At 70.4% G+C, this 14,146-nt stretch carries 14 protein-coding genes; 9 read left to right on the forward strand and 5 right to left on the reverse strand.

Features of this window, described 5'->3' with window-relative positions:
- Positions 1 to 242 (reverse strand): N-acetylmuramoyl-L-alanine amidase family protein (locus VGL30_RS07405; protein ID WP_331538388.1); only part of this gene is annotated, 242 nt, incomplete at its 3' end.
- A 337-nt stretch (positions 243 to 579) separates the two neighbouring features.
- On the opposite strand from VGL30_RS07405, the gene VGL30_RS07410 reads away from it, so the two are divergent.
- The 4 genes from VGL30_RS07410 to VGL30_RS07425 all read left to right on the forward strand — a co-directional run bounded on the left by VGL30_RS07410 (position 580) and on the right by VGL30_RS07425 (position 6,830).
- Positions 580 to 3,633: an Rne/Rng family ribonuclease gene (locus VGL30_RS07410; protein ID WP_331538390.1), complete on the forward strand. Its 3,054-nt coding sequence runs from the start codon at positions 580 to 582 to the stop codon at positions 3,631 to 3,633.
- Positions 3,634 to 3,805: 172 nt separating this feature from the next.
- Positions 3,806 to 5,212: a M48 family metalloprotease gene (locus tag VGL30_RS07415; RefSeq protein WP_331538392.1), complete on the forward strand. Its 1,407-nt coding sequence runs from the start codon at positions 3,806 to 3,808 to the stop codon at positions 5,210 to 5,212.
- 37 nt (positions 5,213 to 5,249) lie between these two features.
- Entirely contained in the window at positions 5,250 to 6,032 is a 783-nt protein-coding gene (locus tag VGL30_RS07420) for a DsbA family protein (RefSeq protein ID WP_331538394.1), read from the forward strand.
- 141 nt (positions 6,033 to 6,173) lie between these two features.
- Complete coding sequence (locus VGL30_RS07425; protein ID WP_331538397.1) at positions 6,174 to 6,830, forward strand: hypothetical protein; 657 nt, start codon at positions 6,174 to 6,176, stop codon at positions 6,828 to 6,830.
- Positions 6,831 to 6,866: 36 nt separating this feature from the next.
- Here VGL30_RS07425 and VGL30_RS07430 read toward each other — a convergent pair whose 3' ends face one another.
- Entirely contained in the window at positions 6,867 to 7,658 is a 792-nt protein-coding gene (locus tag VGL30_RS07430) for a thiazole synthase (protein ID WP_331538399.1), read from the reverse strand.
- A gap of 1 nt (position 7,659) precedes the next feature.
- Positions 7,660 to 7,860 carry a sulfur carrier protein ThiS gene (gene thiS, locus VGL30_RS07435; protein WP_331538401.1) on the reverse strand — a complete coding sequence of 67 codons (201 nt, stop codon included), beginning with the start codon at positions 7,858 to 7,860 and terminating at the stop codon, positions 7,660 to 7,662.
- Positions 7,861 to 7,938: 78 nt separating this feature from the next.
- On the opposite strand from thiS, the gene aroQ reads away from it, so the two are divergent.
- From aroQ to aat, 4 genes are all read left to right on the forward strand, one after another.
- Entirely contained in the window at positions 7,939 to 8,376 is a 438-nt protein-coding gene (aroQ, locus tag VGL30_RS07440; protein WP_331538403.1) for a type II 3-dehydroquinate dehydratase, read from the forward strand.
- A gap of 24 nt (positions 8,377 to 8,400) precedes the next feature.
- Positions 8,401 to 8,880, forward strand: a complete 480-nt coding sequence (gene accB / locus VGL30_RS07445; RefSeq protein WP_331538406.1) for an acetyl-CoA carboxylase biotin carboxyl carrier protein — start codon at positions 8,401 to 8,403, stop codon at positions 8,878 to 8,880.
- Between the two features lie 4 nt (positions 8,881 to 8,884).
- Positions 8,885 to 10,237 carry an acetyl-CoA carboxylase biotin carboxylase subunit gene (gene accC, locus VGL30_RS07450; protein ID WP_331538409.1) on the forward strand — a complete coding sequence of 451 codons (1,353 nt, stop codon included), beginning with the start codon at positions 8,885 to 8,887 and terminating at the stop codon, positions 10,235 to 10,237.
- A gap of 85 nt (positions 10,238 to 10,322) precedes the next feature.
- Positions 10,323 to 10,970, forward strand: a complete 648-nt coding sequence (gene aat, locus VGL30_RS07455) for a leucyl/phenylalanyl-tRNA--protein transferase (RefSeq protein ID WP_331538411.1) — start codon at positions 10,323 to 10,325, stop codon at positions 10,968 to 10,970.
- Here the strand turns inward: aat and VGL30_RS07460 are convergent.
- Together VGL30_RS07460 and VGL30_RS07465 are read right to left on the reverse strand one after the other, a co-directional pair.
- A complete protein-coding gene (locus tag VGL30_RS07460; protein WP_331538413.1) occupies positions 10,910 to 11,542 on the reverse strand; it encodes a DUF2155 domain-containing protein in 633 nt (210 codons plus the stop codon). The two genes, aat and VGL30_RS07460, sit on opposite strands and share 61 nt — an antisense overlap.
- Positions 11,543 to 11,550: 8 nt before the next feature.
- Entirely contained in the window at positions 11,551 to 11,952 is a 402-nt protein-coding gene (locus tag VGL30_RS07465; protein ID WP_331538418.1) for an NADH:ubiquinone oxidoreductase subunit NDUFA12, read from the reverse strand.
- 187 nt (positions 11,953 to 12,139) lie between these two features.
- Here VGL30_RS07465 and VGL30_RS07470 point away from each other — a divergent pair.
- On the forward strand, positions 12,140 to 14,146 hold a 2,007-nt coding region (locus VGL30_RS07470; RefSeq protein WP_331538416.1), incomplete at its 3' end, for a ribonucleotide reductase.

Raw genomic sequence — 14,146 nt, forward strand, 5'->3', positions numbered from 1 at the left:
ACGCGATAGCTGTTGCCGGCGAGGAGCTGCTTCTGCAGCTCGCGGGCGACGGCAATGACGACGCCCTTTTCCGGGGTCCCGTTATAGCCCAGCGCACCGGGATCCCGGCCACCGTGACCGGGATCGAGCGCGATCAGCTTGGGCTTGGGAAAGGGCTTCTTGATCGGTGCTTTCTGCGGCGCCGCCCACGTGCCAGGCGCTGACAAGATCAGCGGCAGAGCGATGATGGAGCGGCGCAGCATTTTTGTTTTATAGCATTTTCAACGACTTATATCAATTTTCTAAGGAACTACTTTTTGTTTGTCGGGTCCACCCGAACACCGTATGTTGAGTCTGCGAGCAGTCGCCGCCGTCGTAGCGCCCCTTTCGGAGGCCGCGCTCCGGGTGACGACTTATCAGGAACCTCGAGGTCGGCAGGACTGCGTTTGTAGTCCGGCGATGCGATGCTTCCCCGTCTTGGCCAGATTGAGTGGGCCGTTCGGCGGGTCGAAACGCACCGTCCCCCTCGCGCCAGAGAGGCGGCAAGGCCGCCGGTTGCTCGCGCCGGATCGGGTCCCCAACGTCTCGAGGAGCGCGCCAATGGCCCGCCGCATGCTGATCGATGCTTCCCACCCCGAAGAGACCCGGGTGGTCGTCGTCGATGGAACCAAGCTTACCGAATTCGACTTCGAGACGGCCTCGCGCAAACCGCTCAAGGGCAATATCTATCTCGCCAAGGTCATCCGCATCGAGCCCTCGCTGCAGGCCGCCTTCGTCGAATACGGCGGCAACCGCCACGGCTTCCTCGCCTTCTCGGAAATACATCCGGACTATTTCCAGATCCCGGTGGCCGATCGGGAGAAGCTGATCGCCGAGCAGCAGCGGCTCGCGGACGAGGAGCAGGAGAACAGGTCGGAGAGGATCGACCGGACGGACATCGAGGACGCACGGGAAGAGGCAGCCGAGGCTGCCGAGGCCGCAGCGGCCACGAACGAGCGTTTGGAGGAGGCGCCGGTCGCCGAGACCGTTGAAGAGCCTGCGGCACACGAAGAACCTGTGGCGTCCGAGGCATCGCCGGAACCGGCAACTGAGACTGAGGCAAAGACCGAGACGGAGGCAGCGCCGGCACCCGCGGAGACCGCTGCCGCCGATACAAACGGCGAAACCGCTTCCATTGAGCCAACCCGCGACGCCGCTGCCGAGAAGCCGGTCGGCGAAGCCGTGGCGGTGGAACCGATCGGTGCCGCGGCAGTCGTGGATCCGATCGGCGAAGCAATCGTCACTTCCGAGGCGGCGGCCGAGCCCCCCGCCGAAGCGCAATCGGAGACAGCACAGGCTGCGGAGATTCCAGTCGACAGCATCTCGGCGCCTGCCCCGGTGGAAGTGCTCGGCGGCGACGATGCCGGCGAGGAGCCGCAGAGCCGCGAGCGCCGCCGCCGCCAGCCGATCCGCCAGTACAAGATCCAGGAAGTCATCAAGCGCCGCCAGATCCTGCTCGTGCAGGTCGTCAAGGAAGAGCGCGGCAACAAGGGCGCGGCGCTCACCACCTACCTGTCGCTGGCCGGCCGCTACGGCGTGCTCATGCCCAACACCGCCAGAGGGGGCGGGATTTCCCGCAAGATCACCACAGCCACCGACCGCAAGCGCCTGAAGGGCGTCGTCCAGAGCCTGGAGGTGCCGCCCGGCATGGGCCTGATCGTGCGCACCGCCGGCGCCAAGCGCACCAAGGCGGAGATCAAGCGCGACTACGAATACCTGCTGCGGCTGTGGGAGAACATCCGCGAGACCACCCTGCACTCCATCGCGCCGGCGCTGATCTACGAGGAGGAGGACCTGGTCAAACGGGCCATCCGCGACCTCTACGACAAGGACATCGAGGGTGTCTGGGTGGAGGGCGACCACGGCTTCAAGGAAGCGCGCGACTTCATGCGCATGCTGATGCCGTCCCAGGCCAAGAAGGTGCAGCTCTACCGCGAACCGACGCCGCTGTTCGTCAAGCACCGGGTGGAAGACCACCTGTCGCAGATCTATTCCCCGGTGGTGCCGCTGAAGTCCGGCGGCTACCTGGTGATCAACCAGACCGAGGCCCTGGTGGCCGTCGACGTCAACTCGGGGCGTTCGACCCGCGAGCGGAACATCGAAGCCACCGCCATGAAGACCAACATGGAGGCCGCCGAGGAGGCGGCCCGCCAGCTGCGGCTGCGCGACCTGGCCGGCCTGATCGTCATCGACTTCATCGACATGGACGAGGGCAAGAACAACCGCGCCGTCGAAAAGAAGCTGAAGGATTGCCTGAAGGACGACCGCGCCCGGGTGCAGATGGGCAAGATCAGTCCCTTCGGCCTGATGGAGATCAGCCGCCAGCGCCGCCGCTCGGGCGTGCTGGAGGGCACCACCCACGTCTGCGAGCACTGCGCCGGCACCGGCCGCGTACGCTCGGTGGAATCCAGCGCGCTCTCGGCCCTGCGGGCCCTGGAGATCGAGGCCCTGAAGGGCGGCGGCGAGGCGACGCTGAAGGCGCCGCGCGCCGTGGCGCTCTACATCCTCAACGAGAAGCGCCCGCACCTGGCGCGCCTGCAGCAGGCCTCGGGCCTGTTCGTGACCGTGCAGGTGGACGACGCCCTGTCGCACGCCGACAGCGCCATCGAGCGCACCTCGACCGAGACCCGCGCCGAGCACGCCGCCTTCCTGCAGGCGCCGCTGGCGCCCTATGAGCCCGCCGACGACTACCAGGACGAGCTGGACGAGGCGGAAGAGGATCTCGAGGACGTCGAGGACGAGGAAGAGGAAGAGGAAGAGGAGATCGTCGAGGCCGCCCCGCGCGTCGAGCGCCCCGCGCGCGACGAGGCCGGCGACGACGAGGAGGGCGGCGGCCGCAGCCGCGGCCGGCGTCGCCGTAGAGGCCGGCGCGACGAACCGCGCGAGGCGCAGGCGCCCGCCCATCCCGCGGAACCCCGCGCCGCCGCCGCTGACGGCGACGAGGAGGGCGCTGCTGGACGCCGCCGCCGCAGGGGCCGCCGCGGCGGCCGGCGGATGCGCGACGACGCGCGTCCCGCAGAGGCCTTCGCCTGGACCCGGCCCTGGGTGCCCTACGGCGACGATCCCTTCGTCTGGTACGACCCGGCGGAAGACCTGCGCATAGTGGCGGCCCCCGCCGCCGAGGGCGCGGCGTCCGCCCCCGCCCCGCAGCCCATGCCCGCCCCGGCGGCGGCCGGCGGCGAGGAGGATATCTGGGTCGAGCTGCCCGCCGCCGAGGACAAGCCCAGGCGCCGCCGCGCGCGGGGCCGCGGCCGTGGCGCTGCAGAAGCTGCAGACGCTGTGGAGACTGTGGAGGCTGACGCCGCAGCGCCGGCCGAACCCGTCGCCGAGGCGCCGACGCCCGACGTCGCGCCCGCCGAGCCGGTGGAGGCGGCCCCCGCCCCGCGGGCGCGCCGGACCCGTACGCCGCGCGCCGCAGCCGCCGCCCCGTCCGAGACGGCGCCCGAGCCCGCCCCCGCCGCGGTTCCGGAAACCGTCGCAATCCTGGAGCCGGTCGCCGAACCCGCCCCCGCCCTGGTCGAAGCCGCTCCGGCGCCCGTGGACCGGGCGCCGGACCCCGCCGAGATCTCCGCCCCGCCGACCGCGCCCCGCCGCGGCTGGTGGCGGCGCGGGTGACGCGGGACCCGCATTTCTGAGCCGTCATGCGCCGGCATGGATCATGCCCATGCCGGCGCAGGGCGAGCCTTACAATTGCCCAAGAGCTCGCTACATCTAGCCTCGTGCGACCGCGGCTCCTTTTCCTGATCCGCCCCGTGATCGGCGGTCGCCCGCCGTTGTCGAGCAGAGCATGACGCCTTTCCGTCCTCTCGCCCGCCTGGCGCTGACCGTCGGGCTCACGGCGACCCTGGCGGTCCAGGCGCTCCCCGCCTTCGCCCAGCAGGACAGCGGCATGTCGCTGATCCGCGACACCGAGATCGAGGATATCCTGCACAAGGACGCCGACCCCATCCTGCGGGCCGGCGGCTTCGACCCCAGGAACATCCAGATCCTGCTGATCGGCTCGAAGGAGCTGAACGCCTTCGCCGGTCCCAAGACCATGGCCGTCTACACAGGCCTGATCATGGAATCCAAGACGCCCAACCAGCTGCAGGGGGTGATGGCGCACGAAGTGGGCCACTTGGCGGCCGGCCACGTGGCGCGTTCCGGCGAGATGACCGCCGCCGGCATGAAGCCCTTCCTGCTGACCATGGGCCTAGGCGTGCTGGCCGCCATCGCCGGCTCCGGCGACGCCGCGGCGGGGCTGGTGGGCAGCGCCGGCTACTTCGGGACCCTGGGCGCCATCGGCTTCAGCCGCGAACAGGAGTCCCGCGCCGACCAGGCCGGCGCCACCTTGCTCGAGAAGGCGGGGCTCTCCGGCCGCGGCCTGGCCGATTTCTTCGACAACTTCCGCTACCAGGAGGTGTTCGACGAGGCCCGCCGCTACGCCTTCTTCCGTGACCACCCGCTGTCGTCCGACCGGATCGAGGCCCTGCGACTGCGGGTGGAGAAGCTGCCGCATTACTCGCAGGTGGATACGCCCGAGGCGACCGCCGAGCACGAGATCATGAAGGCCAAGCTGGAGGGCTTCATGAACCCGCAGGTGGCGATCGTGAAGTACGGCGAGAAGGATCCCGCCTACCCGGCCCGCTACGCCCGCGCCATCGCCTACTACCAGATGAAGGAGCCGGACAAGGCGTTGAAGCTGATCGACGCCCTGCTGGCCGAGCAGCCGAACAATCCCTTCCTCTGGGAACTGAAGGGCCAGATCCTGTTCGAATACGGCCGCGCGCCCGAGGCCGAGGCGCCGCAACGCAAGTCGGTGGAGCTCCAGCCCGACGCGCCGCTGCTGCGCATCAACCTCGGCCAGACGCTGATCGCGCTGGACGACAAGGCCAAGGTGGCGGAGGGCGTTACGGAGCTCCGCAAGGCGCTGACCCGGGAGGAGGACAACGCCGTCGCCTGGCGCCTGCTGGCCGAGGCCTACGACAAGCAGGGGCGGGACGGCCTCGCGCGCCTGGCCACCGCCGAGTACAACTTCGCCGTCGGCGACAACCGCCAGGCGCTGGTGTTCGCCATGCGCGCTCGGGAGAAGCTGGAGAAGAACTCGCCGGAATGGCGCCGGGCCACCGACATCGTCCTGGTCTCCAAGCCCAGCAAGGACGACCTGAAGGATCTGGCCAAGGAAGGCTCGATCCGCACCGGCTCGATCCGCTGAGCTTCGCAAATCGGCGCCGGGCCGCTATCTGGACCGCATGAAAACCAACCTTGCCGCCGTGGCCGCCCTCGCCGCCGCCCTGACCGCCTGCCACAACCCCGCGGAACCCGTCGCCGACGGCAAGCCCAGCCGCGCCGAGGCCGCCTTCGGCCGGAGCGTGCGGGCCTATCTGCTGGAGCATCCCGAGGTGATCGAGGAGGCGGTGGCCAAGCTGCAGGACAAGAAGCAGGCCGAGGCCGAGGCCCAGGCCGCTGCGGCCCAGGCCGACGCGCGCAAGCTCATCCCGCACTACCGCGCCGAGCTGGAGCGCGACCCGCGCGACTTCGTGGCCAATCCCGACGGCAAGGTCACGGTGGTCGAGTTCTTCGACTACAACTGCGGCTACTGCAAACTGGCCGCCCCCCAGGTCCTGAAGCTGATCCAGGAGAACCCGGACATCCGGTTCGTCTTCAAGGAGTTCCCGATCTTCGGCGCCGCCTCGGACTCCGCCGCCAAGGTGGCGCTGACCCCGGCCGGCAAGGCCAACGGCCTGGCGCTCTACCAGGCCTGGATGGCGGAGAAGCCTCTGGACGAGGCCGGTATCGACCGCCAGCTCGCCGCCCTCGGCCTCAACCCGTCGCAGGTGCGCAAGGCTTCCGACACCCCCGAGATCGCAAAGCAGGTGGCCGAGATCCGCGCCCTCGCCGCCAAGCTGAAGGTGCAAGGGACGCCGGCCTTCATCGTCGGCGACACCATGATCCCCGGCGCCGACATCGGCGCGCTGAAGGCGGCGATCACCCAGGCGAAGGCCGGGGAGCTGAAGCAGCCTGCAGCCGGCTGATCCAGTCCCGCTCGCCCCGGCGAAAGCCGGGGCCTAACCGGACACGCCGAGTTCTATGCAATTGCCCTGCCCATGAAGGGGAGGAATTGAAGCAACGCGAAAAACTTGACTTTCGCCGCTCCATATGTTCTTGTTTTGTTCATGTCCGACCGCGACGCCACGGCCGAGGAGCAGGATCGCGTTTTGCGCGAACTGGCCGAGCTTGGCCTGGCCTTCGCCCGCGAGTTGAAGACCCAGGTTGGGCTGGTGAAGTCTGTGGGTGAAGCCGACGCCCTGGCGCTGGCCTTCCACCGGGCGACGCGCAGCGTGCGCCTGGCGATCGCGCTGCAGGCCAAGCTCGCCCGCGAGCGCCACGAAGTGGCCCGGCTGGACCGCACGGCGGCCGCGCGGCGCACCGAGGCGCGCAAGGAACAGATCCGCACCGCCCTTTCCCGCGAGATCTTCACCGACGAGGCCGAGCAGGAGGCCGCCGAGTCGCTCGCCGAGCGGCTGGACGAGCGGCTGGACGAGGACGCCCTGTTCGAGGCCTTCCTCGTCGGCCCGCTCGAAGCCGCCATCACCCGCATCCGCGACGACCTTGGAATGCCCGCCGAGGGCGAGATCCTCCCCCAGCGCGAAGCGCGATCAGGGGGAGGGGGACCGCGAAGCGGTGGAGGGGGTTTCAGCCGCGGCGCTGTGGGTTTCAACCCCCTCAGTCAGCCTGCGGCTGACAGCTCCCCCTATGGGGGAGCATCTGTTTCCACCCCCGGCGCCGGGGGTGTAACCCCCTCAGTCAGCTTCGCTGACAGCTCCCCCTGAGGGGAGCACTTGGAACCGGCTCGAACCTCTTCGCCCCTAGATCAGCCCCGCCGTCGGCGAGGACGGGTCGCCCAGCATCTTCTTCGGCATCCGGCCGGCGAGGAACGCCTCCCGCCCGGCGATAACCGCGTGCTTCATCGCCCGCGCCATGCGGATCGGGTCGCCGGCCAGCGCGATGGCGGTGTTCACCATGACCGCGTCGCAGCCGAGCTCCATGGCGATCGCCGCGTCCGAGGCCGTGCCCAGGCCGGCGTCCACCACCACCGGCGTCTTGGCCTGTTCGACGATCAGCCGGATGTTCACCGGGTTGAGGATGCCCATGCCGGAGCCGATCGGCGCGGCCAGCGGCATGATGGCGACCGCCCCGGCGTCCTCCAGCTTGCGGGCGTAGACCAAGTCGTCGGTGCAATAGACCATCACCTGGAAGCCGTCGGCCACCAGCAGCTTCAGCGCCCGCAGCGTCTCCTCCATGTCCGGATAGAGGGTGCGCGCGTCGGACAGCACCTCGAGCTTCACCAGCGTCCAGCCGCCGGCTTCGCGGGCCAGGCGCAAGGTGCGCACCGCCTCCTCGCCGGTGTGGCAGCCGGCGGTGTTGGGCAGGTAGGTGAATCGCTCCGGCTTCAAATAATCGGCCAGCATCGGCTGGCTGGGGTCGGAGAGGTTCACCCGGCGCAGCGCCACGGTCACCATCTCCGCGCCCGCAGCCTCGGCGGCGGCGGCGTTGACGGCGTAGTCCTTGTACTTGCCAGTGCCCACGATCAACCGCGAGGTGAAGGTGCGGCCGGCCACCGTCCAGGTTCCGTCCGCCGGGGTCGTCGTTCCATCCATGTCAGCCGCCTCCGATGAAGTGGACGATCTCGATCCGGTCGCCGTCGGCCAGCGCCGTGGCCGCATAGGCCGACCGCGGCACGATCTCCAGGTTGCGCTCCACGGCCACCTTCCTCGGGTCCAGCCCAAGGCTCATCACCAGGGCGGCGAGGTCGCCGACGGGGCCAATGGCGCGGGTCTCTCCGTTAATGGTCAGGTTCAAGGGTCAGCACTCCGGCGCCAATGCTTGTGACGCGCAGCCCCGCCCGTTACAAGACGGCGGAATCGACGGCGGAGCCGAATGTCGAAACCGATCTATGTGCTAAGCGGACCCAACCTCAACCTCCTGGGCGTCCGTGAGCCGGAGATTTATGGCAAGTCCACCTTGGACGACGTGCGCCAGCTTTGCGAGGCGCGCGCGAAGGCGCTTGGCCGCCAGGTGGTGTTCCGCCAGTCGAACCATGAGGGCGAGCTGATCGACTGGATCCAGGAGGCCCGCGAGCAGGCCTCCGCCCTGGTCATCAACCCGGCGGGCTACGGCCACACCTCGGTGGCGATCCTCGACGCGCTGAAGATGGTCGGCGTGCCGGTGGTCGAGTGCCACCTGTCCAACCCGGCGGCGCGGGAAAGTTTCCGCCGCAAGACCTACGTGTCCCTGGCCGCGACCGGCGTGGTCTCCGGCTTCGGCGCGGCGAGCTATGAACTGGCCGTCGAGGCCGCCGCGGGCCTTTCCGCCTGAGCCTCCAGCAACAAGGGATTCCCCATGGCCGGCAACGCCAAGGCTCCAGCCGAACCGATCGACGCGCGTCTTGTGCGCAAGATGGCCGACATCCTCACCGAGACCGGCCTGACCGAGATCGAGGTGGAGCGCGAGGGCCTGCGGATCCGCGTCGTCAAGGCCCCCGGCGCGACGCTGCAGTACGCCGCCCCGCCGATGGCCTACGCCCCGGCGCCCATGGCCGCGTCGCCCGCCGAGGCCCGTCCGGGCGTGGCCGACGTCCCGGAGCGCGGCGAGGTGGTCAAGTCGCCGATGGTCGGCACCGTCTACCTGCGCCCGCAGCCTGAGGCCGAGCCCTTCATCAAGGTGGGCGACCGCGTCGAGGCCGGCGCCACCCTGCTGATCGTCGAGGCCATGAAGACCATGAACCCGATCCCGGCGCCGCGGTCCGGCCTGGTGATCGAGGTGCTGGTGGGCGACGCCCAGCCGGTGGAGTTCGGCGAGCCCCTCGTCGTCATCGAGTAGCGCGATGTTCGACAAGATCCTCATCGCCAACCGGGGCGAGATCGCTCTGCGGGTCCACCGCGCCTGCAAGGAAATGGGCATCGCCACGGTGGCGGTGCACTCCGAGGCCGATTCCGGCGCCATGTGGGTGCGCCTGGCCGACGAAAGCGTCTGCATCGGCCCGCCGCCGGCGGCCAAGAGCTACCTGAACATCCCCTCGATCATCGCCGCGGCCGAGATCACCGGCGCCCAGGCGATCCACCCGGGCTACGGCTTCCTGTCGGAGAACGCCCGCTTCGCCGAAATCGTCGGCGCCCACGGTTTCACTTTCATCGGGCCGAAGCCGGAGCACATCCGCATGATGGGCGACAAGATCGCCGCCAAGCAGGCGGCGATCGAAGCCGGCATCCCGGTGGTCCCGGGCTCCGACGGGGCGGTGACCACCGAGGAGGAGGCCCTCGTCGCCGCCGAGGCCATCGGCTTCCCGGTGCTGATCAAGGCCGCGGCCGGCGGCGGCGGACGCGGCATGAAGGTGGCCGCGACCCGCGAGGACCTGGCGGAAGCGGTCTCCACCGCCCGCGCCGAGGCCCGCGCGGCGTTCGGCGACGACGCGGTCTACCTGGAGCGCTACCTACAGAAGCCGCGGCATATCGAGCTGCAGATCATCGCCGACAGCTTCGGAAACGTCTGCCACCTCGGCGAACGCGACTGCTCCCTGCAGCGCCGCCACCAGAAGGTGCTGGAGGAGGCCCCCTCCCCGGCGTTGGACGCCAAGGCCCGCGCCGCCATCGGCAAGGTCGTGGTCGAGGCGATCAAGAAGATCGGCTATCTCGGCGTCGGCACCATCGAGTTCCTCTACGAGAACGGGGAGTTCTTCTTCATCGAGATGAACACCCGCCTGCAGGTGGAGCACCCGGTCACCGAGGCGATCACCGGCATCGACCTGGTGCGCGAGCAGATCCGCATCGCCGCCGGCCTGCCGCTGTCGTTCAGCCAGTCCGACGTGGTGTTCGAGGGCCACGCCATCGAGTGCCGGATCAACGCCGAGAACCCGAAGACCTTCGCGCCCTCGCCTGGCCAGGTGACGGACTTCCATGCGCCGGGCGGCCTGGGCGTGCGCCTCGATAGCGCGCTCTTCGCCGGCTACACGATCCCGCCCTATTATGACTCGCTGATCGGCAAGCTGATCGTACATGGCCGCGACCGGGCCGAGTGCATCGCGCGGTTGAACCGCTGCCTGGGCGAGATCGTGGTCGCGGGCATCGACACCAACATCGCGCTCTTCCAGGAGCTGCTGGTGCAGCCGGACATCCTGACCGGCGACTACAACATCCACTGGCTGGAAAACTGGATGAAGGCGCAGGCCGCCGCGGTTTGACGGCGATCTGGCGGCGAAAGCCCGGCGTCAGCTTGGGCGGCCAGGAACGGTCGCGCGCGCCCCGCCAGCCGGGCTAAGCTGCGGCGTGCCCCGCTTCGACCCCCGCGACCTCCTGGACTGCTATGCGCGCGGGGTCTTTCCCATGGCCGACGCGCGGGACGACGAGCGCGTCTTCCTGGTCGATCCGGAACGGCGCGGCGTGATCCCGCTGACCGCCTTCCATGTGGCGCGCCGGCTGGCCCGAACCGTGCGCGCCGAGCCTTTCGAAATCCGCGCCGACGCCGACTTTCGCGGCGTGGTCCAGGCCTGCGCCACGGCTGGGCCAGGCCGGCTGGAGACCTGGATCAGCCACCCGATCGAAGACCTCTACGTCCAGCTCCACGAGCTCGGCTTCGCCCATTCGGTGGAATGCTGGCTGGACGGCGAGATGGTCGGCGGCCTCTACGGCGTCTCGCTGAAGGGCGCGTTCTTTGGGGAGAGCATGTTCTCGCGGCGGCGCGACGCCTCGAAGGTGGCGCTGGTCCACCTGGTGGCGCGGCTGGTGGCCGGCGGCTACCGGCTGCTCGACGCCCAGTTCATGACCGGGCACCTGACGCAGTTCGGGGCGACGGAGATTTCGCGCGCCGACTATCACCGCCGCCTCAAGGCGGCGCTGTCGGTGGAGGCGGAGTTTCAGCGGGCGGGCGCGCTCGGCGGGGCGGCGGCCCTGCAGGTGATCAGCCAGGCGTCGTAGACCGGGTGCTCCAGCGGATGGAGGCCCGGCGAGGAGGCATACATCCATCCCTTGAACGCCTGGCGCGGGGCGAGCGCCGGCCGGCCGGGCGCGGCGCGGGGCTGGCTGTCGACGGTCAGGTAGGCGATGGAGTCGTTCACCGGTTCGTCCGGCGTGGAGCGCTCGCAGGCCTTCACCGTGAAGACCAGGCTCTTGTAACGGACCGGGCGGCCGACCGCGGCCTCGAAGCGCAGGCTCTCGGCGGTGACCTTGTCCAGCGCCTCGATCACCGCGACGTCGTAGCGGGTGCGGCGCACAGGGGCCGGCGGCGGCTTGGGCTGGTTCGGCGGCGGAGCGGCGGAGACCTCCTTCTCGGAGATCGGCGGCACGGCCACGGGCTCGGGCGTGGCGACGGTGGCCGGCGGCGCCTGCTCCACCGCGCCGGTCTTGGGCGGCGGGGCTTCGGCCGGGACCACCTGGATCAGCGGGCCGGGCGGCTGGGCGGACACTTCGCCAGACGCGGCCAGCCCGCCGAGCACGACGAGCCAGGCGGCGCGGCCCAGCATGGATTTCGGCGACGGGCGGGACGGCATGGCCTGGCCTACTTGGGGGTCCAGGCCTCGTAGTCGCCGGTCGCCTTCTGGCGCTCGCCACCCCGCGACAGCGCGCCGGCCGGACGATAGGCGTGGATGGTGCCGGTGAGGTTCGGCAGGTGGTCCTTTTCCCAGCTCTTGATCCGGAAGGGCTCCACGGTCGGCGGCTCGGCGAAGGTGTAGTGCAGCCAGCCGTGCCAGTCGGGCGAGACCTTCGAGGCGTCGGCATAGCCCTGGTAGATCACCCAGCGGCGCTTGCGCCCGTCGTAGCTGTCCGACGCGTCCTTGGCCTCGAAGTAGCGATTGCCGCGGTCGTCCTGGCCCACGAACACGCCGCGGCGGCCGATGTGGAAGCGCGCGCCGATCGTCGCGCCGTTCCACCAGGTGAAGATCGCTTTCAGGAGGTTCAGCACAGGCGTTCTGGTCTCTGGGAGAGGGAGGATTGGGCGGGCGGACTATAGGCGGGGCGATTTGGAGCGTCCAGCGCCGCGCCGGGCGTCGATAAAGCAAGATGTTGGGGATGAAGCGCCCTGGCGCCGCAACATCTATTGATTGGCCGCGCCGGAGCGCCCTACCCTTCCGCGAGGGAGTCGGCGAATGGCGCGCGAAGTGTCGCGGACGAGAATCGAAGCGCGGACCGCCGAGGTCGGCGGACGCCTGATCGAGGTCCTGGCCCCGGCCCATTGGACGGCGGCGCAGCTCGACGCCTGGCTCGACTGGGCCGAGGGCGCGCCCGACCTGCCGTCCGCCATCGGCGACTACGTGGAAGACCTGACCGAACGGGCCCAGGCCAAGGGGCTGGTCAAGGATCTCGCCGGCCGCACGCGCTTCCGCAACGACCTGACCGAGGCGCTGCTCGGCGGATCCCTGGCCATCGGCCGCGCGCCGTCGGGCGACCCGGCGACGGTGGCGGAGACCGGATCGCCGGAGATCGCCGGCGCGGTCGCGGCGCACCGCGGGCGCATCGCCGCGGAAATCGCCGCCATCGAGTTCGGGCGGCGGATGCAGGCGGTCATGGACGCGGTCCTGCGGTGCGAGGGCGATCCGGCGGCCTGCGCCGACCCGCAAGCCAACCCCAGCCTCGCCAGGGCCGCGGAGGCCGCCCGGACGGTCGGGGCGTCCGACGCCATGATCCTGGAGGCGATAGCGCTGGCGAGGGCAGGCGACAGCGCCTGGGACCTTGAGCTTCCCGCCAGGACGGGCGCCGGCTTGGGTCTGGTGGTCGTCGGCCCCGCTGACGAGGCCGTCGCCAAGGCCGCCTGGGCAACCGGCGAGGTCGTCGTGGCGGCGAGCCGCGCGAGCGCCGAGCGCATCGCCTTCGCCGGGACGAGCCTGCGCGGCGGCGTGAACCTGATGGCGCTCTGGACTGTCGACGGCTTCGACATCGACGGCTTCGAGGCCGCGGTCGCCCTCCTGGCTCGCGCCCTGGCGGCGGCCGGCGAGACGCGGGGAACCGTCGGCCTCGCCGGGCTCGGCGATTGGCTGGTGGCGCACGGCCTGGATTTCGACAGCGACGCGGCGCGCGAGACCGCCTGCGAGCTCTACCTGGCGGCCGAACGCGCGACGGCGGGGACCGGGGCGGGCCTCGCCCTGTTCCGCGATCCGGAGCTGGAGCTGCGGCTCGGGGCCGGCCGCCTGTCGGGCGAGCCCTGGAACGGCCCCGTGACCCTCGCCGAGAGCGCAGACGGTGAAATCGTCCGGGTGCTGAGCGAAGCCGCTGTGCGGGGCTTGGCGTTGGCCGGCGTCGAGGCGGCCGACGCCCACGCCGAACTGCTCGGTCGCGCGGACCTGGCCGATGCGCCCGGCGTCAACCACGCGGCCCTCGCCGCGCGCGGCTTCACCGAACACGAGATCGCCGCCGTCGAGGCCATGCTGCCGCTGGTGGCCCGACTGAACGACGGCTTTGCGCCGTCGGTGATCGGCGAGGGTTTCCTGCGCGACGTCCTGGGCGCCAGCGCCGAACAGCTGACCGATCCGCAGTTCGACGCCCTGGCCCTGATGGGGTTCACCGCGGCCGACATCGCGGCCGCGGAGGCCCATGCGCGGGGCGCCGACAGCCTGGCCGAAGCGGAGTTCCTGACGCCTGAGACCCGCGCGGTTTTCCGCACCGCCGACGCGCTCGGTGACGCCGCGCGGCAAGCGATGGTCCAGGCGCTTGAACCGGCCCTCGCCGTCCCGCCGGTCGCCGAGCTTGAACTGGCGTGGGACGCGACGCCCGCCGACGTGCTGGCCGTGCTGAACCAGGCCGCCGGCGCGATCTGTGTCCGCCGAGCGCCGCCGCCCGCCGACCTGGTGCTCAGCCTGCCCGCTCTCCCCGAGGTGCGCCCCGCCCGCGCGCCCGAGCCGGAGGAGCGCATCGTCGAGCGCGTGGTGGAGCGCGACCGCACGCGGCGCAAGCTGCCGGACCGCCGCAAGGGTTACATCCAGAAGGCCGCGGTCGGCGGCCACAAGGTCTATCTGCACACCGGCGAGTACGACGACGGCGAACTCGGCGAGATCTTCATCGACATGCACAAGGAAGGCGCCGCCTTCCGCTCGCTAATGAACAACTTCGCCATCGCGATCTCCATCGGCTTGCAATACGGCGTGCCACTGGACGAGTTC

It is taken from the genome of Phenylobacterium sp. (assembly GCF_036502675.1).
Lineage (GTDB): Bacteria > Pseudomonadota > Alphaproteobacteria > Caulobacterales > Caulobacteraceae > Phenylobacterium.